This is a genomic window from Enterobacter sp. WCHEn045836 (genome assembly GCF_003965585.1).
GTDB lineage: Bacteria > Pseudomonadota > Gammaproteobacteria > Enterobacterales > Enterobacteriaceae > Enterobacter > Enterobacter dissolvens.
Window position 1 is genome coordinate 257,105 of record NZ_RXPT01000004.1, and the last position, 19,314, is coordinate 276,418.

The 19,314-nt window shown below is 60.3% G+C and carries 19 protein-coding genes; 13 read left to right on the plus strand and 6 right to left on the minus strand.

The features are described from left to right. Position 1: 1 nt before the first annotated feature. Genes EKN38_RS07385 through hypA form a run of 3 tightly spaced genes read right to left on the minus strand, consistent with a single transcriptional unit; the run spans position 2 to position 1,482 of the window. Positions 2 to 274, minus strand: a complete 273-nt coding sequence (locus EKN38_RS07385) for a HypC/HybG/HupF family hydrogenase formation chaperone (protein ID WP_014833058.1) — start codon at positions 272 to 274, stop codon at positions 2 to 4. Next, entirely contained in the window at positions 265 to 1,128 is an 864-nt protein-coding gene (hypB, locus tag EKN38_RS07390) for a hydrogenase nickel incorporation protein HypB (protein ID WP_014833057.1), read from the minus strand. The genes EKN38_RS07385 and hypB overlap by 10 nt, the downstream gene beginning before the upstream one ends. Positions 1,129 to 1,131: 3 nt before the next feature. Further along, a complete protein-coding gene (gene hypA / locus EKN38_RS07395; RefSeq protein WP_014833056.1) occupies positions 1,132 to 1,482 on the minus strand; it encodes a hydrogenase maturation nickel metallochaperone HypA in 351 nt (116 codons plus the stop codon). Between the two features lie 210 nt (positions 1,483 to 1,692). On the opposite strand from hypA, the gene hycA reads away from it, so the two are divergent. The 9 genes from hycA (at position 1,693) to hycI (ending at position 9,477) form a co-directional block, all read left to right on the plus strand. Beyond that, positions 1,693 to 2,157 carry a formate hydrogenlyase regulator HycA gene (hycA, locus tag EKN38_RS07405; RefSeq protein ID WP_013098469.1) on the plus strand — a complete coding sequence of 155 codons (465 nt, stop codon included), beginning with the start codon at positions 1,693 to 1,695 and terminating at the stop codon, positions 2,155 to 2,157. 70 nt (positions 2,158 to 2,227) lie between these two features. Continuing rightward, positions 2,228 to 2,836 (plus strand): 4Fe-4S dicluster domain-containing protein, encoded by a 609-nt coding sequence (locus EKN38_RS07410; RefSeq protein WP_014833055.1) that lies wholly within the window; start codon positions 2,228 to 2,230, stop codon positions 2,834 to 2,836. After that, complete coding sequence (gene hycC / locus EKN38_RS07415) at positions 2,833 to 4,647, plus strand: formate hydrogenlyase subunit 3 (protein ID WP_014833054.1); 1,815 nt, start codon at positions 2,833 to 2,835, stop codon at positions 4,645 to 4,647. Before EKN38_RS07410 ends, hycC begins: the two co-directional genes overlap by 4 nt. Before the next feature lies 1 nt (position 4,648). Continuing rightward, entirely contained in the window at positions 4,649 to 5,572 is a 924-nt protein-coding gene (locus EKN38_RS07420) for a respiratory chain complex I subunit 1 family protein (RefSeq protein WP_014833053.1), read from the plus strand. A gap of 15 nt (positions 5,573 to 5,587) precedes the next feature. Then, complete coding sequence (gene hycE, locus EKN38_RS07425; RefSeq protein ID WP_014833052.1) at positions 5,588 to 7,297, plus strand: formate hydrogenlyase subunit HycE; 1,710 nt, start codon at positions 5,588 to 5,590, stop codon at positions 7,295 to 7,297. Positions 7,298 to 7,306: 9 nt separating this feature from the next. Continuing rightward, on the plus strand, positions 7,307 to 7,849 hold the full coding sequence (locus tag EKN38_RS07430) for a formate hydrogenlyase complex iron-sulfur subunit (protein WP_014833051.1): 543 nt from the start codon (positions 7,307 to 7,309) through the stop codon (positions 7,847 to 7,849). Next, on the plus strand, positions 7,849 to 8,616 hold the full coding sequence (locus EKN38_RS07435; RefSeq protein WP_014833050.1) for an NADH-quinone oxidoreductase subunit B family protein: 768 nt from the start codon (positions 7,849 to 7,851) through the stop codon (positions 8,614 to 8,616). Before EKN38_RS07430 ends, EKN38_RS07435 begins: the two co-directional genes overlap by 1 nt. Then, on the plus strand, positions 8,613 to 9,023 hold the full coding sequence (locus EKN38_RS07440; RefSeq protein ID WP_014833049.1) for a formate hydrogenlyase maturation HycH family protein: 411 nt from the start codon (positions 8,613 to 8,615) through the stop codon (positions 9,021 to 9,023). The genes EKN38_RS07435 and EKN38_RS07440 overlap by 4 nt, the downstream gene beginning before the upstream one ends. Next, entirely contained in the window at positions 9,016 to 9,477 is a 462-nt protein-coding gene (gene hycI, locus EKN38_RS07445) for a hydrogenase maturation peptidase HycI (protein WP_126521856.1), read from the plus strand. Before EKN38_RS07440 ends, hycI begins: the two co-directional genes overlap by 8 nt. 62 nt (positions 9,478 to 9,539) lie before the next feature. Here the strand turns inward: hycI and EKN38_RS07450 are convergent, their stop codons facing one another. Next, positions 9,540 to 10,964 (minus strand): 6-phospho-beta-glucosidase, encoded by a 1,425-nt coding sequence (locus EKN38_RS07450; protein WP_014833047.1) that lies wholly within the window; start codon positions 10,962 to 10,964, stop codon positions 9,540 to 9,542. A gap of 18 nt (positions 10,965 to 10,982) precedes the next feature. Further along, the gene (gene ascF / locus EKN38_RS07455; protein WP_014833046.1) at positions 10,983 to 12,434 is read right to left on the minus strand and encodes a PTS cellobiose/arbutin/salicin transporter subunit IIBC; all 1,452 of its coding nucleotides are present in this window, start codon (positions 12,432 to 12,434) and stop codon (positions 10,983 to 10,985) included. A 215-nt stretch (positions 12,435 to 12,649) separates the two neighbouring features. Between ascF and EKN38_RS07460 the strand changes: the two genes are divergently transcribed. The 4 genes from EKN38_RS07460 (at position 12,650) to EKN38_RS07475 (ending at position 17,590) form a co-directional block, all read left to right on the plus strand. Next, on the plus strand, positions 12,650 to 13,663 hold the full coding sequence (locus EKN38_RS07460) for a LacI family DNA-binding transcriptional regulator (RefSeq protein ID WP_014833045.1): 1,014 nt from the start codon (positions 12,650 to 12,652) through the stop codon (positions 13,661 to 13,663). A 134-nt stretch (positions 13,664 to 13,797) separates the two neighbouring features. After that, positions 13,798 to 14,343 (plus strand): electron transport protein HydN, encoded by a 546-nt coding sequence (gene hydN, locus EKN38_RS07465; RefSeq protein WP_014833044.1) that lies wholly within the window; start codon positions 13,798 to 13,800, stop codon positions 14,341 to 14,343. Positions 14,344 to 14,349: 6 nt separating this feature from the next. Beyond that, positions 14,350 to 16,566 carry a carbamoyltransferase HypF gene (hypF, locus tag EKN38_RS07470; protein WP_014833043.1) on the plus strand — a complete coding sequence of 739 codons (2,217 nt, stop codon included), beginning with the start codon at positions 14,350 to 14,352 and terminating at the stop codon, positions 16,564 to 16,566. A gap of 1 nt (position 16,567) precedes the next feature. After that, a complete protein-coding gene (locus tag EKN38_RS07475; RefSeq protein ID WP_014833042.1) occupies positions 16,568 to 17,590 on the plus strand; it encodes a HoxN/HupN/NixA family nickel/cobalt transporter in 1,023 nt (340 codons plus the stop codon). On the opposite strand, the gene EKN38_RS07480 is transcribed toward EKN38_RS07475, so the two are convergent. Then, entirely contained in the window at positions 17,563 to 19,227 is a 1,665-nt protein-coding gene (locus EKN38_RS07480; RefSeq protein ID WP_014833041.1) for an SgrR family transcriptional regulator, read from the minus strand. The genes EKN38_RS07475 and EKN38_RS07480 overlap by 28 nt on opposite strands. Between the last annotated feature and the right edge of the window lie 87 nt (positions 19,228 to 19,314).

Below are 19,314 nucleotides of genomic sequence, written 5' to 3' on the forward strand. Positions count from 1 at the left end.
ATTACCGTTCCTCGCCGTACAGCAGCGCGCCGACGTCCGGTTCGACGTCGAACATGTTCTGCAGGGCATCCAGCGTGTCGCGCGCTTCCGCTTCATTAATCACGCTCATGGCAAACCCCACGTGTACCAACACCCACTGCCCAAGGCGCGAGACGCCCGTTTCATCGGTGCTGCCCACCAGGGTTAAATCCACGTCGCGCAATATGCCGCAGACCGCCACTTTGGCCTGGTTTCCGTCAATGGAATAGATTTGTCCGGGGACGCCTATGCACATCGTTCACTCTCCAGCCAGTTCAGCCAGTGCTCCATGCCGTCGCCGCGCGTGGCGGAGACCAGCAGGATCGCAATGTCCGGGTTCACTTCACGGGCATAAGCCAGGCATTTATCCACGTCGAAATTCAGGTACGGCAGCAGGTCGACTTTGTTCAGCAGCATCAGCGACGCGGCGGCAAACATATGCGGATATTTGAGCGGCTTGTCTTCTCCTTCGGTCACCGAGAGGACCGCCACTTTATGCCGCTCCCCGAGATCGAAGCTCGCCGGGCAGACCAGATTGCCGACGTTTTCGATAAACAGAATGCCGTTATCCGCCAGCGGCAGACGCGGCGCGGCATCGGCAATCATCTGCGCATCCAGATGGCAGCCTTTACCGGTGTTGACCTGAATCGCCGGGGTGCCGGTTTCACGAATGCGCGCGGCATCGTTGACCGTTTGCTGATCGCCTTCGATTACCGCGCAGGAGATGCGTTCGTTCAGGCGTTTGAGCGTTTCCGTCAGCAGCGTGGTTTTGCCGGAGCCGGGGCTGGAGACGAGATTCAGTACCAGCTGTTGACGTGCGGCAAACCGGGCGCGGTTGCGGGCGGCGATCTGGTTGTTTTTATCGAGTACGTTGATTTCCACGTCCAGCATCTGGCGCTGGCTCATGCCCGGCGCATGGGTACCCGCCTCGCCGTGGCCGTAATGAAGATCGCCCTCATCGGAGCGTTGAGGCGCAAAGCGAATGCCGGTGAGTGCCGCTGCCGGACGCGGTGCGGGGGTAAAGGGGGCGGAGCGAAACGCGGAGTGAGGACGGTGTTCATCCCCTTCGATATACAGGTTGCCTTCGGCGCAACCGCAGGTACTACACATACTTTACTCCTTCTCGATTTCAAGGCGTTGGATCTGCATCCCGTCATCCGCCACGATGCGAAGGCCGGTGTGCTGACACTGTGGGCAGCGCTGGACCTTCGACGACAGCAGGGTGACGTACTGCTGACACTGCTCGCACCAGCACTCCGCCTGCTGCTCTTCAATATGAAGTTCGCAGCCTTCCGCCAGTGTGCCGCGGCACACCAGCTCAAAACAGAAGGTGAGGGCGCTGGTTTCGACGCAGGAAAAGGCCCCGACTTTCAGCCAGACGCCGGTCACGCGCGTCGCGTGGTTTTGCGCTGCCTGCTGTTCGATGAGTTCCAGTGCCCGCTGGCAGAGGGTGATTTCGTGCATGACGCCTCCTTAATGAATTGCCCCGTTAATGCAATAACAGTGCCAGCCTGGTTTTGGTTAGGGGGTGACGATGTCAACGCTGTCGAAATGACACGTCGACACCCTCACATTGACAGCCTGTTTTGAATTAAATCCATTAAATATCAATATATTAAAAGCTGGCATGGAATCTGCTTAACAGCCGCTATCTCCATTAACCGGATACCTTCTATGACTATTTGGGAAATTAGCGAAAAAGCGGATTACATCGCGCAGCGTCACCAGCAGTTACAGGACCAGTGGCACCTTTACTGCAACTCACTGGTCCAGGGCATCACCCTCTCCAAAGCCCGTCTTCACCACGCCATGAGCTGTGCGGCGCAGGGGGATATGCGCTTTGTTTTGTTCGGCCATTTCACGATTTACGTCACCCTGGCTGACACCTTCAACAGCCACACCATTGAGTACTACGTCGAGACAAAAGAGGGTGAAAAACAGTGTATTGCAAAGGCGCAACTGATGGCCGACGGCATGGTGGACGGTCACGTCAGCAACCGCGATCGCCAGCAGGTGCTGGAGCACTATCTGGAAAAAATCGCGCCGGTTTATAACGGTCTGTACACCGCCGTTGAACACGATCTCCCGGTCAACCTGAAGCAGCTGATGGATGAACACGCCTCAGCGGACGTGGCCTGATCATCACGTGTCGAAAAGTGTCGACATGACAGTTTTTCGTCAAAAATGACTATCACCAGAGGATGACCCGGTGAACCGTTTTGTAATTGCTGACTCGACGGTCTGTATTGGCTGTCGAACCTGTGAGGCGGCCTGTTCGGAAACGCACCGCCTGCACGGGCTCCAGTCCATGCCGCGACTGCGCGTCATGCGTAATGAAAAAGAGTCTGCCCCGCAGCTCTGCCACCACTGTGAAGATGCGCCGTGCGCGGGTGTCTGCCCGGTGAATGCCATCACCCGCGTTGACGGCGCGGTACAGCTGAACGAAAGCCTGTGCGTGAGCTGCAAGCTGTGCGGTATAGCCTGCCCGTTCGGTGCGATTGAATTTTCCGGCAGCCGTCCGCTGCATATTCCGGCGAATGCCAACACCCCAAAAGCGCCGCCTGCGCCACCGGCTACGGCACGGGTGAGCACGCTGCTCGACTGGGTGCCCGGCGTGCGTGCGGTGGCGGTGAAGTGCGACCTGTGCAGCTTCGATGAACAGGGCCCGGCCTGCGTGCGCACCTGCCCGACCAAAGCGCTGATTCTGGTCAACATTCGTGACATCGCCCGTACCAGCAAGCGCAAGCGCGAGCTGACCATCAACAGCGATATGGGCGATCTTTCTCTGCTTCAGGCGCTTAATGAGGGGGCGAAATGAACGCGGTTACGATGATTACCAGCGCGGTGGCGTACTTTGCCGCCGCCGCTGTGCTGGCGTGGCTTCTGTCATTCCATAAAACCCTGAGCGGCTGGATCGCCGGGATCGGCGGAGCGGTCGGAAGCCTGATGACGCTGGCGGCGGGCGGGGTGGTACTGCTTGGTGGACAATCCGCGCAGGCGGTGATGCCGCTGATCCGCCACACCGTGGCGCTTACGCCGCTGAACGCCATCTGGCTTATCACCTTTGGCCTGTGCGGGCTGTTTATCAGCCTGTTCAATATCGACTGGCACCGCCATCCACACACCAGAGCCAATGGTCTGCTGGTCAACCTGCTGCTGGCGACGGCGGTCTGTACCGTTATCGCCAGCAACCTCGGCGCGCTGGTGGTGATGGCGGAGATCATGGCGCTCTGCGGCGTGTTCCTGACGGGGTGTAGCGCCTCCGGCAAACTGTGGTTTGCGCTGGGGCGCCTCGGCACGCTGCTGCTGGCGCTGGCCTGCTGGCTGGTGTGGCAACGTTTCGGCACGCTTGACTTCGCAGCGCTTAACGGTCAGCCGCTGGGAAATGACGTCTGGCTGCTGGGCGTGGTGGGCTTTGGCCTGCTGGCCGGGATTATCCCGCTGCACGGCTGGGTGCCGCAGGCGCACGCGAATGCTTCAGCGCCCGCTGCCGCGCTGTTTTCCACCGTGGTCATGAAGGTCGGTCTGTTCGGCATGCTGACGATCACCCTGACCGGCGGCCAGCCGCCGCTGTGGTGGGGTGTCGCGCTGCTTATCGCCGGTATGGTTACCGCTTTTGTCGGTGGTCTGTATGCGCTGATGGAGCACAATATTCAGCGTCTGCTGGCGTACCACACCCTGGAAAATATCGGCATTATCCTGCTCGGCATCGGCGCAGGCGTGACCGGGCTGGGACTCAATCAACCGGCGCTGATCGCCGCCGGGTTTATCGGGGGGCTGTATCACCTTGTTAACCACAGCCTGTTCAAAAGCACCCTGTTCCTGGGCGCGGGAAGCGTCTGGTTCCGCACCGGTCATCGGGATATCGAAAAACTCGGCGGTATCGGCAAAAAGATGCCGGTGATTTCTCTCGCCATGCTGGTCGGGCTGATGGCGATGGCCGCGTTGCCGCCGCTGAACGGCTTCGCGGGCGAGTGGGTGATCTACCAGTCCTTCTTCGCGCTCGGTCAGAGCGACGCCTTTATCGCCCGACTGCTCGGCCCGCTGCTGGCGGTTGGCCTGGCGATAACCGGGGCGCTGGCGGTGATGTGTATGGCAAAAGTCTACGGCGTCACCTTCCTCGGCGCACCGCGCACGCGGGAAGCGGAAAACGCCTGCTGCGCGCCAGTGTTGATGGGTGCTTGCGTGGTCGCGCTGGCGCTGTGCTGCATCGCGGGCGGGGTCGCCGCCCCATGGCTGCTGCCGCTGCTGGGTAACGCCATTCCACTGCCGCTGACCACCGCCCATACCACCGTCTCCCAGCCGATGATGGCGCTGCTGCTGATTGTCGCACCGCTGCTGCCGTTTGTGCTGATGCTGTTCTTCAGGCGCGACCGACTCGCCTCCCGCTCGCGCGGGGCGGCCTGGGCCTGTGGCTACGAACACGAACAATCGATGGTGATCACCGCCCACGGTTTTGCCATGCCGGTGAAAGAGAACTTTGCTGCCGTGCTGAAGTTGCGCCACTGGCTGAACCCGGTGGGCTGGATGCCGGGCTGGCAGAGCGCCGCCGTACCTGTGCTGTTGCGCCGTCTCGCGCTGATCGAGCTGGCGGTGCTGGTGGTGATTGTGATTTCACGAGGAGCCTGACATGAGTCTGTTACTGGCAATACTTCAGGCGCTGGTGCTGTTCGCCGTTGCGCCACTGCTGTCGGGCATCACGCGCGTGGCGCGCGCCCGGATGCACAACCGTCGCGGGCCAGGCGTGCTCCAGGAGTACCGCGATCTCTTCAAGCTGCTCTCCCGCCAGAGCGTGGCGCCGGATGCCGCAGGCTGGGTCTTCCGCCTCACGCCATTCGTGATGGTCGGCGTGATGCTGACCATCGCCACCGCGCTGCCGGTGGTGACGGTGGGGGCACCGCTGCCAGCACTTGGGGATCTGATTACGCTGATTTACCTCTTCGCCATCGCCCGCTTCTTCTTTGCTATTGCGGGCCTGGATACCGGCAGCCCGTTTACCGGTATCGGCGCCAGCCGCGAGGCGATGCTGGGCGTGCTGGTCGAGCCGATCCTGCTGCTGGGGCTATGGGTGGCCGCGCAGGTCGCGGGTTCCACCCATATCAGCTTCATCACCCACACCGTTTACCACTGGCCGGTGGCCCGCTCCCTTCCGCTGCTTCTGGCCCTGTGCGCTTGCGCCTTCGCCACCTTTATCGAGATGGGCAAACTGCCGTTTGACCTCGCGGAAGCCGAGCAGGAATTACAGGAAGGACCGTTGACCGAGTACAGCGGCTACGGCTTCGCGGTGCTGAAGTGGGGCATCAGCCTCAAACAGCTGGTGGTCCTGCAGATGTTTGTTGGCGTCTTCTTCCCGTGGGGGCAGATGACGCACTTCTCAGCAGGCGGCCTGATCCTGGCCGTGGTGGTTGCCGCCCTCAAGCTGCTTATCGGCGTGCTAGTGATTGCCCTGTTTGAAAACAGCATGGCGCGTCTGCGTTTTGTGGCGACCTCGCGCATCACCTGGGCCGGTTTTGGTTTTGCATTTTTAGCGTTCGTCTCCTTGCTGGTGGCGTGATTAAAGAGAGTATTTATGTCTGAAGAAAAAAAAGGTCAGCAGTATCTCGCCGCGTTGCATCAGGCTTTTCCGGGTGTTGTGCTGGAGGAAGGATGGCAGACCAAAGACCAGGTAACCGTCACCGTGAAGGTGAACTATCTGCCGGAAGTGGTGGAGTTTCTTTACTACCAGCAGGGCGGCTGGCTGTCGGTGCTGTTCGGTAATGACGAGCGTCAGCTGTGCGGCAATTACGCGGTGTACTACGTGATGTCGATGGAGCAGGGCGAAAAATGCTGGCTTACCGTGCGCGTGGAAGTCGACCCGAATAAACCGGAGTACCCGTCCGTCACGCCACGTGTTCCTGCCGCCGTCTGGGGCGAGCGCGAAGTGCGCGACATGTACGGCCTCGTGCCGGTGGGGCTGCCGGATGAACGCCGCCTGGTGCTGCCGGACGACTGGCCGGACGAACTGTATCCGCTGCGCAAAGACAGCATGGACTACCGCCAGCGTCCGGCCCCGACCACCGACAGCGAAACCTATGAGTTCATTAATGAGCTCGGCAACAAAAAGAATAACGTGGTGCCGATTGGTCCGCTGCACGTCACCTCTGATGAGCCGGGCCATTTCCGCCTGTTTGTTGACGGTGAAAACATTATCGACGCCGACTACCGCCTGTTCTACGTCCATCGCGGCATGGAAAAACTGGCGGAAACCCGGATGGGCTATAACGAGGTTACATTCCTCTCTGACCGCGTGTGCGGCATCTGCGGCTTCGCCCACAGCACCGCCTACACCACCTCGGTGGAAAACGGCATGGGGATCGTGGTGCCGGAGCGCGCGCAGATGATCCGCGCCATTTTGCTGGAAGTGGAACGTCTGCACTCGCACCTGCTGAACCTCGGCCTGGCCTGTCACTTCGTCGGTTTCGACTCCGGGTTTATGCAGTTCTTCCGCGTGCGCGAGGCGTCGATGAAGATGGCGGAGATCCTTACCGGGGCGCGTAAAACCTACGGTCTGAACCTGATCGGCGGGATCCGCCGTGACCTGCTTAAAAACGACATGATCCAGACCCGCCAGCTGGCACAGCAGATGCGTCGCGACGTGCAGGAGCTGGTGGATATGCTGCTCAGCACGCCAAACATCGAGCAGCGCACCGTGGGCATCGGCCGTCTTGACCCGGAAATCGCCCGCGACTTCAGCAACGTCGGCCCGATGGTGCGCGCCAGCGGCCACGCCCGTGATACCCGCGCCGATCACCCGTTTGTCGGCTACGGCCTGCTGCCGATGACCGTGCACAGCGAGCAGGGCTGCGACGTTATTTCGCGCCTCAAGGTGCGTATTAACGAGGTATTCACCGCCCTGAATATGATCGACTTCGGCCTCGATAACCTGCCGGGTGGCCCGCTGATGGTGGAGGGTTTCACCTACATCCCGAACCGCTTTGCCCTCGGCTTTGCCGAAGCGCCGCGCGGGGACGACATCCACTGGAGCATGACCGGCGACAACCAGAAGCTTTACCGCTGGCGCTGCCGCGCGGCGACCTACGCCAACTGGCCAACCCTGCGCTATATGCTGCGTGGCAACACGGTCTCCGACGCGCCGCTGATCATCGGCAGCCTCGACCCGTGCTACTCCTGCACCGACCGCATGACCGTGGTGGACGTGCGCAAGAAGAAAAGCCAGGTGGTGCCGTACAAAGAGCTTGAGCGCTACAGCATCGAGCGTAAGAACTCGCCGCTGAAATAAGGACTCGTCATGTTTACCTTTATCAAAAAAGTGATCAAAACCGGCACGCCCACCAGCCGCTACCCGCTGGAGCCGATGCCGGTGGATAAAAACTTTCGCGGCAAGCCCGAGCACAACCCGCAGCAGTGCATCGGCTGTGCGGCCTGCGTCAACGCCTGTCCGTCGAATGCCCTGAGGGTGGAAACAGATCTGAAAACCGGCGAACTGGCCTGGCAGTTTAACCTCGGACGCTGCATCTTCTGCGGCCGCTGCGAAGAGGTTTGCCCGACGGTCGCCATTCGTCTGTCTCAGGCGTACGAGCTGGCGGTGTGGAAGAAAGAGGATTTTTTGCAGCAGTCGCGTTTTGCCCTGTGTAACTGCCGCGTCTGCAAACGTCCGTTCGCCGTGCAAAAAGAGATCGACTACGCCATCGCGCTGCTGAAGCACAACGGCGATGCCCGTGCGGAGCATCATCGCGAAAGCTTTGAAACCTGCCCGGAATGCAAACGGCAGAAATGTCTGCTGCCGTCCGACCGCATCGATATCACCCGTCATATGAGAGAGGCCAGCTGATGGAAAACTTACTCGGCCCGCGCGACGAGCGGGGCATTCCGGTGCCGATGACGGTGGAGGAGTCCATCGCCAGCATGAAGGCGTCGCTGCTGAAAAAAATCAAACGCTCGGCCTACGTCTACCGCGTGGACTGCGGCGGCTGCAACGGCTGCGAGATTGAGATCTTCGCCACCCTGTCACCGCTGTTTGACGCTGAACGCTTCGGCATCAAAGTGGTGCCGTCTCCGCGTCATGCCGACATTCTGCTGTTTACCGGGGCCGTCACCCGCGCCATGCGCTCGCCGGCGCTGCGCGCCTGGCAGTCTGCGCCCGATCCGAAAATCTGCATCTCCTACGGGGCGTGCGGTAACAGCGGCGGCATCTTCCACGACCTCTACTGCGTGTGGGGCGGCACCGACAAAATCGTGCCGGTGGACGTCTACATTCCAGGGTGTCCGCCAACGCCTGCGGCCACGCTGTACGGCTTTGCCATGGCGCTCGGCCTGCTGGAGCAGAAAATCCACGCCCGTGAACCGGGTGAACCCGATAATCAGCCTGCGATGATCCTGCACCCGGACATGGTGCAGCCGCTGCGGGTGAAGGTCGACCGCACGGCGCGCAGGCTGGCGGGCTATCGCTATGGCCGTCAGATTGCCGACGATTACCTGCGCCTGCTGAGCCAGGGCGAGCACCAGGTGGCGCGCTGGCTGGAGGCGGAAAACGACCCGCGTCTCAATGAGATTGTGGCGAACCTGAACAGCATTGTGGATGAGGCGCGTATTCGATGAGTGAGACGGTGGTGTTCAGTCAGCTGAGCCGTAAATTTATTGATGAGAACGATGCCACGCCAGACGCGGCGCAGCAGGTGGTCTATTACAGCCTGGCGATTGGGCATCACCTCGGGGTGATCGACTGCCTGGAGGCGGCGCTGAGCTGCCCGTGGTCCGACTATCTGGCGTGGATCGCCACGCTGGAGGAGGGCAGTACGGCGCGGCGCAAAATGGAAGGGGTACCGAAGTACGGTGAGATCGTTATCGACGCCAACCATATTGCGATGCTGGCGAACGCGTTTGACGCGGCGCTGAAACGGCAAACCCCCGAACAGCAGGCGTGGAGCAAAACGCTGCTCAGCATGCTGCATGACATTCATCAGGAAAGTGCCATCTACCTGATGGTGAGGAGATTACGTGACTGACGTTTTACTGTGTGTCGGCAACAGCATGATGGGCGACGACGGCGCAGGCCCACTGCTGGCAGAGATGTGTGCCGCGAACCCGCAGGGCAACTGGGTGGTGATTGACGGCGGCAGCGCGCCGGAAAATGACGTGGTGGCCATCCGCGAACTGCACCCTGATCGGCTGTTGATTGTCGATGCTACGGATATGGGGCTGAACCCGGGGGACATCCGCCTGAGCGACCCGGACGACATTGCCGACATGTTCATGATGACCACGCATAATATGCCGCTTAACTATCTGGTGGATCAGATCAAAGAGGACGTTGGCGAGGTGCTGTTTTTGGGCATTCAGCCGGACATCGTTGGGTTTTATTACCCGATGACGCCACCGGTGAAAGCAGCGGTGGAAGTGGTCTATTCACGGCTTGCGGGGTGGGCTGGAAAGGGTGGGTTTGAACCCCTCTCCCCATAGGGGAGAGGGTGTTTTTTGTCCCCTCTCCCCTATGGGGAGAGGGTTAGGGTGAGGGCAACAGCCTACGCCAGATCCGCCCCGTTACTCGCAATCACCTTCTTATACCACCAGAACGATTTCTTGCGTTTGCGCTCCAGCGTGCCGTTTCCGGCATCGTCGCGGTCAACATAGACAAACCCGTAGCGCTTGCTCATTTCGCCCGTTGAGGCCGCCACCAGGTCAATGCAGCCCCAGGTGGTATAGCCCATCAGCGGGACGCCGTCTTCAATGGCATCGCCCATCGCGCGGATATGCTCGCGCAGATAGCTGATGCGGTAGTCATCGTTAATTTCGCCGTTTTCATCAATGACATCTTTTGCGCCGAGGCCATTTTCCACAAGGAACAGCGGTTTCTGATAGCGGTCGTACATCATGTTCATGGTGATGCGCAGGCCGAGCGGATCGATGCCCCAGCCCCATTCGCTCACCTGAATATGCGGGTTGCGCAGGGATTTGACGATGTTCGCCGCATTGGTATTGTTCGCGTTCATATCGGCCGACGCGCAGCGCGAAGCGTAATAGCTGAACGACACAAAATCGACAGTGTTTTTCAGCAGTTCGTCATCGCCCGGATCTTTGACAATCACCACCCCTTTTTCCCGGAACACGCGGGCGGAGTAGGCCGGATAGCTGCCGCGCGCCTGCACATCGATAAAGAACAGGTTCTCGCGATCTTTTTCCAGCGCCATCCACACGTCTTCCGGCTTGCAGGAGTAAGGGTAGAAATTCCCGCCCGCCAGCATGCAGCCGACCTGGTTTTCCGGGTTGACCTCGTGGGCGATTTTGGTCGCCAGCGCGCTTGCGACCAGCTCGTGGTGCGCGGCCTGGTATTTCACCTGATCTTCGTTTTCACCTTCTTCAAACACCAGCCCCGCACCGGAGAACGGGCTGTGCAGCATGATGTTGATCTCGTTGAAGGTGAGCCAGTATTTCACCAGGCCGTTAAATTCTTCGAAACAGGTGCGGGCGTAGCGGGCAAAGAAATCGACCATCTTGCAGTTGCGCCAGGAGCCGTACTCCGTCACCAGATGCATCGGCACGTCGAAGTGGCACAGGGTGACCAGTGGCTCAATGTTGTACTTTTTGCACTCTTCAAACACCGCGCGATAGAAGGCAATGCCCTCTTTGTTCGGCAGCGGCTCGTCGCCGTTCGGGTAGAGGCGGCTCCAGGCAATTGAGGTGCGGAACACCGTAAAGCCCATCTCCGCCATCAGGGCGATGTCCTCTTTGTAGCGATGGTAAAAATCAATCGCCTCGTGGCTTGGGTAAAACTCGTCGTCACGCAGCGAAAAACGCTTTTCCTTACCAAGCTTCACCGCCAGGCGGTTTGCGCCGTGGGGGATCATGTCGACCGTGGTCAGCCCTTTGCCGCCTTCACGGTAAGCGCCTTCGCTCTGGTTGGCGGCAAGCGCGCCGCCCCATAAAAATCCTTGTGGAAAAACAGACATTTCTACCTCGTTATACGGTTAAACTTGTGCGGTTTTGGCCTGCACCGGCGCGCTCTGCAGGGCGCGGGCTTTTTCAGCCTCGTCTTCGACCGGGATATCTTCAAAGCCTAATATCAGGGTCAGCACGAAGGAGAGCACGACCGCCAGCGCCATGACGCCGAATACCCAGACAATGGTCATCGGGTTGGCCGGATCGAAGAACTGCACGCTGGTAAATAGCCCCGGCGCCGCCATCGAGTGGCTGGCAAGCCCCGCAATCCCGGCCACCGCGCCACAGATAAAGCCGCTAATCAGGCTGGCAATCAGCGGGCGTTTCAGGCGAACCGCCACGCCGTACAGCGCCGGTTCAGAGATGCCCGCCATGATGGCGGAAGCCGCCGCGGCCAGCGCCGTCTGGCGCAACTCCGGGTTTTTGGTTTTCCACGCCACCGCCAGGGATGAACCGCCGAGCGACAGGTTGGCACCGATTTCCGACGGCATCACCATCCCCTCTTTACCCGTTTCGGCAATGGTCTGAATGATAGTCGGGGTAAAGACGCGGTGCATCCCGGTCATGACCAGCAGCGGCCAGAGCGCCCCCATAATCGCCACGGAGAGCCAGCCCAGATAGCCGTGGATGGTATAGACCAGCGCGGAGATCGCGCTACCGATCCAGATCCCCAGCGGCCCAATCAGCACGATGGCGAGCGGGGCGGCAATCAGCACGATCAGCATCGGCTTGAGGAAGTTTTTCGTCACCGCAGGCGTAATGCGATCCACCCAGCGTTCGATATACGACAGGCACCAGGTCATCACCAGCGCCGGGATCACGGTGTAGGTGTACTTCACCGCCGTCACCGGAATAAACGCGAATTCGACGTGCTCACCCTGTGCGGCTTTCGCCATCAGCTCGATAAAGCTCGGGTGCACCAGCACCCCCGCAATGGCAATCGCCAGCGACATGTTGGTTTTGAATTTCACCGCGGCAGACGCTGCCACCATCAGCGGCAGGAAGAAGAACGCCCCGTCGCCGATCACGGTCAGGATGGTGAGCGTCGGCGCGCCTTTCTCCAGCACGCCGGTCATCTCAAGGATCATTGCCAGCAGTTTTACCATCGAGCCGCCGATGATCGCCGGGATCAGCGGTGACATGGTGCCAATTAGCGCGTCGAGGATCCCCGCACCGATTCGGCGGAGAGTCAATTTCTGCGGGCCTTCCGGCACGGCAGGCTGCAGGTGGGTGGGCAGCAGGCTCACCACCTCACGGTACGCCTGAGAAACGGTATTGCCGATAATCACCTGGCACTGGTTGTCGTTACGCACGACGCCCAGTACGCCGCTGATGCTTTTCAGGCGTGCGGCATCGGTAAGGGTTTCGTCTTTCAGCACGAAACGCAGTCGCGTCATGCAATGGGTGACGGCGACGATGTTGTCTTTGCCGCCAAGCGCGCTGACAACGTCGTTCGCCAGCGCGGCATAATTTTTGGCCATCGGATGTGATCCTGTTGTCGTTGTGAGAGTATGTAGGAAACCGGTTCCACATAATCATCATGAGTTTCTTTGAATGAAACAAGATCGCATTTTGACCATTTTTTCATTTCGTGATGACGATCACCAGTCGGCACAAAAAGCGTGCGATCGTCGCTACGACAATTGTTTTGCAGTGCAGTACACTGCGTGGCATCTGTGTGAAAGGGAATAACAATATGACCACGATGCTTGAAGTGGCGAAGCGGGCAGGCGTTTCGAAAGCGACGGTTTCCCGGGTGCTGTCGGGGAATGGCTATGTCAGCCAGGAGACCAAAGACCGGGTGTTTCAGGCCATCGAAGAGAGCGGCTATCGCCCCAATTTGCTGGCGCGTAACCTGGCGACCAAACGCACCCAGACGCTGGGACTGGTGGTGACCAACACCCTGTATCACGGCGTCTATTTTAGTGAGTTGCTGTTTCACGCCGCCCGCATGACGGAAGAGAAAGGGCGGCAGCTGATCCTGGCGGACGGTAAGCACAGCGCGGACGAAGAGCGCGAAGCCATCCAGTACCTGCTCGATATGCGCTGTGACGCGGTGATCATCTATCCACGTTTTCTGAGCGTGGAGGAGATGGACGAGATCGTCGAGAAATACGAACAGCCGATCATGGTACTGAACCGCCGCTTGCGAAAAAACAGCAGCCACAGCGTCTGGTCAGATCATAAAGCCTCCTGCCAGGAGGCGGTGTCGCAGTTGATTGAGAAAGGGCATCGTGACATTGCGTTTATCACCGGCTCGCTGGATTCGCCCACGGGCGTAGAGCGTCTCTCCGGCTACAAAGACGCGCTGGCGCAGCACCAGATCCCATTGCGCCCGACGCTGATCGTGCAGGGCAAGTGGAACCCCGCCAGCGGCGCGGCGGCGGTGTCTGAACTGCTGTCGCACGGCGAAACCTTTACCGCGCTGGTGGCGAGTAACGACGATATGGCGATTGGGGCCATGAAACAGCTTCACGACAGCGGCATCGCCACGCCCGGCGCGGTGTCGGTGATAGGCTTCGACGATGTGGCGATTGCGCCCTACACCGTGCCCTCGCTCTCCAGCGTGCGCATTCCGGTCACGGAGATGATTAAAGAGACCATCAGCCGCCTGATTTTCATGCTCGACGGCGGCGAGTTTAAGTATCAGCAAACCTTCTCGGGTGAGCTTATCCTGCGCGACTCTGTTATCGACGGCCCGCACCGCTGATGTCGACAGCTGTCATCGTCAGAAGTGACGATGACAGCCCCGCCGTCATTTTCTAAATCACTATAAATCAACGAGTTAAAAACTGGCACGGTTTATGAATATCTCCGCGCATGACTGTAATGCTGGAGAAGCAGATGAACCGTTTTATTATGGCCGATGCCAGTAAATGCATTGGCTGCCGTACCTGTGAAGTGGCGTGCGTGGTGTCTCATCAGGCGGAGCAGGATTGCGCTTCGCTGACGCCTGAGACCTTTTTGCCGCGGATCCACGTCATCAAAGGCGTGAATATTTCCACCGCCGCCATCTGTCGTCAGTGCGAAGATGCGCCGTGCGCCAATGTCTGCCCGAACGGGGCGATCAAACGTGAAAAAGGGTTTGTGCATGTGATGCAGGCGCGCTGCATCGGCTGTAAAACCTGCGTGGTCGCCTGCCCGTATGGCGCGATGGAGGTGGTTGTTCGTCCGGTCGTGCGCAACAGCGGCATGGGGCTGAACGTGCGGGCGGAAAAAGCCGAAGCCAACAAATGCGATCTCTGCTACCACCGTGACGCCGGTCCGGCCTGTATGGAAGCCTGTCCGACACACGCGCTGGTGTGCGTGGATCGCGACAAGCTTGAGCAGATGAGCGCCGAAAAGCGCCGTCGCGCAGCGTTCGATACCACCTCATCTCTGTTGTTCTGATCCGTCATGAGCGGTAACGGCGTACAGTTGCGGGTGCGTGGCAAGGTGCAGGGCGTGGGCTTTCGGCCCTTCGTCTGGCAACTTGCGCAGGCGCTGCAGTTGACCGGCGATGTCTGCAACGACGGAGAGGGCGTGCTGGTGCGCCTCGCGGGTAATGGGGGGCATTTCACCGCGAGGCTGCGCCAGGACTGCCCGCCGCTGGCGCACATCGAGAGTATCGACACGCAGCCGTTCCACTGGTCAACGGTGCCGGAGACATTCACCATCCGCCACAGTGCGGGTGGCGCAATGGACACCCAGGTTGTGCCGGATGCGGCCACCTGTCCCGCGTGCCTTGCGGAGATGAACGACCCGCACGAGCGCCGTTATCGTTACCCGTTTATTAACTGCACCCACTGCGGCCCGCGTTTTACCATTATCCGCGCCATGCCGTATGACCGCCCGGCCACGGCCATGGCGCCATTCCCGCTCTGCTCGCCGTGCGAAACGGAATACCGCAACCCTGCGGACCGACGTTTTCACGCCCAGCCCGTGGCTTGCCCGGACTGTGGCCCTGAGCTTGAGTGGCGTGCGGCCGATCGGGTTGTCACCCGCGAGCTGGCGCTGAACGCGGCGGTGGAGAGGCTGAAAAACGGTGGCATTGTGGCCATCAAAGGGCTGGGGGGATTTCATCTGGCCTGTGACGCGCTTAACCCGCAGGCGGTGGCAACGCTGCGGGCACGTAAGCAGCGTCCGGGGAAACCGCTGGCGGTGATGATCCGCAGCGCCGACGGCCTTCCGCAGGCGGTGCGAGCGCAGCTGCGCTCGCCCGCCGCGCCCATCGTGCTGATCCCCAAGGCGTGGCTGCCGACCTTCCCGGACGACATCGCGCCGGGCCTGGATACCATTGGTGTGATGCTCCCGGCCAATCCGCTACAGCATTTGCTGATGCAGGAGACGCAACGCCCGCTGGTGATGACCTCCGGCAACCTCAGCGGCAGACCGCCTGCCATCACTAATTCACAGGCGCTGGAACAGCTCGCAGAGATCGCTGACGGTTTTCTGCTCCATAACCGCGACATCCTGCAGCGGATGGACGATTCCGTGATGGATCGGGACGGCGCCTTGCTGCGTCGGGCGCGTGGTTTCGTGCCGGATGCCATCACGTTACCCGCCGGTTTTTGCCATCTTCCCGCCATTCTGGCGACCGGTGCCGACATGAAGAATACCTTCTGTCTGGTGCGCGGTAACCAGGCGGTGCTGAGCCAGCACTTTGGCGATCTCAGTGACGATGGTGTCGAGGCCCAGTGGCGGTCGGCACTGTCGTTGATGCAGCAGATCTACGCCTTTCAGCCAGAGCGGCTGGTGTGCGATGCCCATCCGGGTTATCACGCCCGGCACTGGGCAGAGGAGCAGGTTCAGCCGGTCGATACCGTGTTGCATCATCACGCGCACGCGGCGGCCTGCCTTGCGGAGAACGGCTGGCCGCTCGACGGCGGGGATGCGATCGCCCTGACGCTGGACGGGATTGGCATGGGTGAGCACGGCGCGCTGTGGGGCGGGGAGTGTCTGCGGGTGAACTACCTTGAGTGTGAGCATCTGGGCGGCCTGCCCGCCGTGGCGATGCCGGGAGGCGATCTCGCGGCCATGCAGCCCTGGCGAAATCTGCTGGCACACTGCCTGGCGTTTGTGCCTGACTGGCAACGCTACCCGGAAACCCGTGCCGTACGTTCGCAAAACTGGCCGCTTTTAGCGACCGCCGTTCAGCGCAGCCTTAACGCGCCGCTGGCGTCGTCCTGCGGCCGGTTGTTTGATGCCGTGGCTTGTGCTCTGGGTATTGAAACACAACGCTATGAAGGCGAAGCCGCCTGCAGGCTTGAGGCGCTGGCCGCGCAGTGCCCGGGTGTTGAGCACCCGGTGACGCTTCAGGTTGAAAACCTTGCGCTCTTCTGGCAGCAGTGGCTGGCCTGGCAGGCGCAACCCTGCGAGCGCGCATGGGCCTTTCACGACGCGCTGGCAAAAGGGCTGGCGGCGTTAGCCCGGCACCATGCCCGACGCCTGTCGCTCTCTACCGTCTGTTTCAGCGGTGGCGTGTTACATAACCGCCTGCTGCGGGCGCGTCTGCGGGCACACCTCTCTGATTTCACGCTTCTTTTTCCCCATCATCTGCCTGCGGGTGACGGGGCTATCTCCTTCGGGCAGGCGGTGGTTGCCGCAGCCCGGTCATGTTCAAAAAGGATTTAAAATGTTACGACGCTTACGCAATGAACCTCGCGCCGCGCTCCTGCTGCTGGTGCTGGTAATGGCTAATCTTCTGGCGTGGGGCTGGGCGTGGAACGCCTTTAGCGGCAGTTCTGCGTTAATGGCCGCAAGCCTGCTTGCGTGGTGCTACGGGCTGCGTCACGCGGTGGATGCTGACCACATCGCGGCCATTGACACGGTGACACGCAAGATGATGCAGCAGGGCAAGCGCCCCTCTGGCGTCGGGGCGTGGTTCTCGCTGGGGCACTCGACCATTGTGGTGCTGGCCTCCATTGCCATTGCCGCGACGGCGACCGCGTTTCAGAAAAATATGGCCTGGTTTCATGAAACCGGCAGCCTGATTGGCACGGCCGTCTCCGCGACGTTCCTGCTGGCGATGGCGTTAGTCAATATGGTGATTTTGCGCGGCGTCTGGCGTAATTTTAAGGCGCTGAAAAACGGACAGGCGGTACAGGATGACATGACCCTCCCGGTGCAGGGTGGGGTCATGCACTGGCTGTTTGGCGCGACCTTCCGCCTGGTCAACAAAAGCTGGCAGATGTATCTGGTCGGTTTTCTGTTCGGGCTTGGCTTTGATACCGCCACCGAAATCGGCGTGCTCGGGATCTCTGCCGCCAGCGCCTCACACGGCATGTCGGTGTGGTCAATCATGATCTTCCCGGCGCTTTTCGCCAGCGGCATGGCGCTGGTGGATACCCTCGACAATATGCTGATGGTGGGGGCATACGGCTGGGCATTCAACAAGCCGCAGCGCAAGCTCTACTACAACATGACCATCACCGGCACCTCTGTGGTGGTGGCGGTGTTCATCGGCGGGCTGGAAGCGCTGGGGCTGCTGATGGATAAATTTGCTCTCAGCGGCGGCATCTGGGATCGCATTGGCGCCGTCAACGACAACCTCGGCAATGCCGGATTCGTGGTGGTCGGGCTGTTTGTCGCCTGCTGGCTGATCTCCATGATCAACTACCGCTGGCGCGGCTACGATGCGCTGGTGGTGCGCTCCTGAGCAGGCGGTAGCCAGGCGCGGGTAAAATCAAGCCAGCCGCTGGCGGTCAGCACAATGTCCTGCACATTTTCCAGGGTATTCAGGCGATAGCGGTAGTGGAACAGCGGCGTGCAGACGCCGCTTTCAAGCACGCGTCGAAAGAAAGCGGGCAGATGGGTGTGCAGGCTCTTCTCGCTTTCGCAATAACCCATCAGTTTCTGCTTCTCACGTTGCCATATGGTTTCACCCAGTGCGGCCCCCCATGCCGGTTCATCGACGAACCACTCTGCCAGCGCAAACGCCGGAGACTCGCCCGACAAATAATCGCCCAGCAGCAGGTTAGCCTGCGCCAGCGCGTCCGGAATATGCCACGCTTCGCGGTCTTTAAAGGACACCTGCAATTCGCAGCCGCGCGTTCTCAGGCGAGTTTGCAGCATGCTGGCAAGCTCGCACAGCGCCGGCGTGTCATAACAGACCAGTGAAAGCGTGGCAGGAAGTGTGACGTCAGAAGCTTTTGGCACTGCGGGCGTCGTCAGACCGGGGAGGATTTCGGTGCGGGTTTCGACATCATTCCGATGGGCAATATGCTGGTTGATCTGCTGAACGTCCTGACGCAACCAGGCCGCGAGCGAAGATGGCAGCCCGGCATTTACCATGAGCCAGGTAAAACCGCCGCTGACCGAGGTTGCTGCGTTCTGCGCGTTTTGTCCCTTACCGACGGTGATCCAGGCCGGTTTTTGTGTCTCTGAGCGGGTTCGCCAGAACTCAATCGCATGCAGTAGCGGGTGTGCGGCAAAGTACCAGGGCTGACGCTCAAGGCGCAGATAGTGCGAATGATGATGTGCGATGGCAAACGGCCCGGCCCCGATGGTCGGTTGCAGTGGATGCGGCAGACGGCAAACATGATGGGCAAGACGATGCGCCAGCATGGCATCGGGGATATTCAGCGTGATCTCCAGACACCAGGGGGCGACAAGCGATATCCGGGAAACGTGCAACAGCCCCGCGTTGCGTGCCGGATCCGCCAGCAGCTGGTGCAAGGCGCTGAGTATATCCTCATCGCTGATGGCCTGCCCGTTATGCCAGTGCGCGCCGCTGCGCAGGTAAAAGTACCAGCAGCGTTTGTCTTCACTGGCATGCCAGTGGTGAGCCAAATCCGGCACGGGGTCAGGATGACCTGGCGTGTATCGCGTTAACCCCGCGTGAACCGCGCAGATAATATGCTGCTCGGCGCGGCGACGCTGCAAGGCAGGACAGAGCGACGTCAGTGGACGGTACCACGGAATACGCAGCGTGGGCTGGTGCTTGAGCCATTTACCGCCTAAAAATGGGGTGATGATGTGATGCAGGCTGGCCGGATCACCGTCTGCCAGCTGCAGTGCGCTCTGGTAATCCCCTTTCTCCAGACAGGCATGCATTAGCGGCGCGCTCAGTTCGCTGGTGGTCGTCAGACAATGCAGAATGGCACGATGCCCGCGTCCCGGCTGGGCCTGCCAGCTTACCCAGCCGCTCTGCGCGAGCTGGCGCAGCAGGGTACGCGCGTGGCGTTCACTGCACAGCGCAACCTCAGCCACTTCAGCGATGGTGGTGGGCTTTGGCGCAGCACCAAAGTGCTGATAAAGCCGTTGATATTGTCGGATTTTCTGAAGCTGGCGCATGGCGACATACCGGAGATGATAAGGGATGCAGAGAGTGTAGGGCGTTTTGCGGAATAAATAAGGTCTGGAAAGGTAAAGTGTTCCGGT

Coding starts and splice junctions, on each gene's coding strand:
- EKN38_RS07475 (WP_014833042.1), top strand. CDS start 16,568: ATGTTACGACGCTTACGCAATGAACCTCGCGCCGCGCTCCTGCTGCTG.
- hycC (WP_014833054.1), top strand. CDS start 2,833: ATGAACGCGGTTACGATGATTACCAGCGCGGTGGCGTACTTTGCCGCC.
- hypF (WP_014833043.1), top strand. CDS start 14,350: ATGAGCGGTAACGGCGTACAGTTGCGGGTGCGTGGCAAGGTGCAGGGC.
- hydN (WP_014833044.1), top strand. CDS start 13,798: ATGAACCGTTTTATTATGGCCGATGCCAGTAAATGCATTGGCTGCCGT.
- hypB (WP_014833057.1), bottom strand. CDS start 1,128: ATGTGTAGTACCTGCGGTTGCGCCGAAGGCAACCTGTATATCGAAGGG.
- EKN38_RS07420 (WP_014833053.1), top strand. CDS start 4,649: ATGAGTCTGTTACTGGCAATACTTCAGGCGCTGGTGCTGTTCGCCGTT.
- EKN38_RS07480 (WP_014833041.1), bottom strand. CDS start 19,227: ATGCGCCAGCTTCAGAAAATCCGACAATATCAACGGCTTTATCAGCAC.
- EKN38_RS07450 (WP_014833047.1), bottom strand. CDS start 10,964: ATGTCTGTTTTTCCACAAGGATTTTTATGGGGCGGCGCGCTTGCCGCC.
- EKN38_RS07435 (WP_014833050.1), top strand. CDS start 7,849: ATGGAAAACTTACTCGGCCCGCGCGACGAGCGGGGCATTCCGGTGCCG.
- ascF (WP_014833046.1), bottom strand. CDS start 12,434: ATGGCCAAAAATTATGCCGCGCTGGCGAACGACGTTGTCAGCGCGCTT.
- hycE (WP_014833052.1), top strand. CDS start 5,588: ATGTCTGAAGAAAAAAAAGGTCAGCAGTATCTCGCCGCGTTGCATCAG.
- hycA (WP_013098469.1), top strand. CDS start 1,693: ATGACTATTTGGGAAATTAGCGAAAAAGCGGATTACATCGCGCAGCGT.
- EKN38_RS07440 (WP_014833049.1), top strand. CDS start 8,613: ATGAGTGAGACGGTGGTGTTCAGTCAGCTGAGCCGTAAATTTATTGAT.
- hypA (WP_014833056.1), bottom strand. CDS start 1,482: ATGCACGAAATCACCCTCTGCCAGCGGGCACTGGAACTCATCGAACAG.
- EKN38_RS07385 (WP_014833058.1), bottom strand. CDS start 274: ATGTGCATAGGCGTCCCCGGACAAATCTATTCCATTGACGGAAACCAG.
- EKN38_RS07430 (WP_014833051.1), top strand. CDS start 7,307: ATGTTTACCTTTATCAAAAAAGTGATCAAAACCGGCACGCCCACCAGC.
- EKN38_RS07460 (WP_014833045.1), top strand. CDS start 12,650: ATGACCACGATGCTTGAAGTGGCGAAGCGGGCAGGCGTTTCGAAAGCG.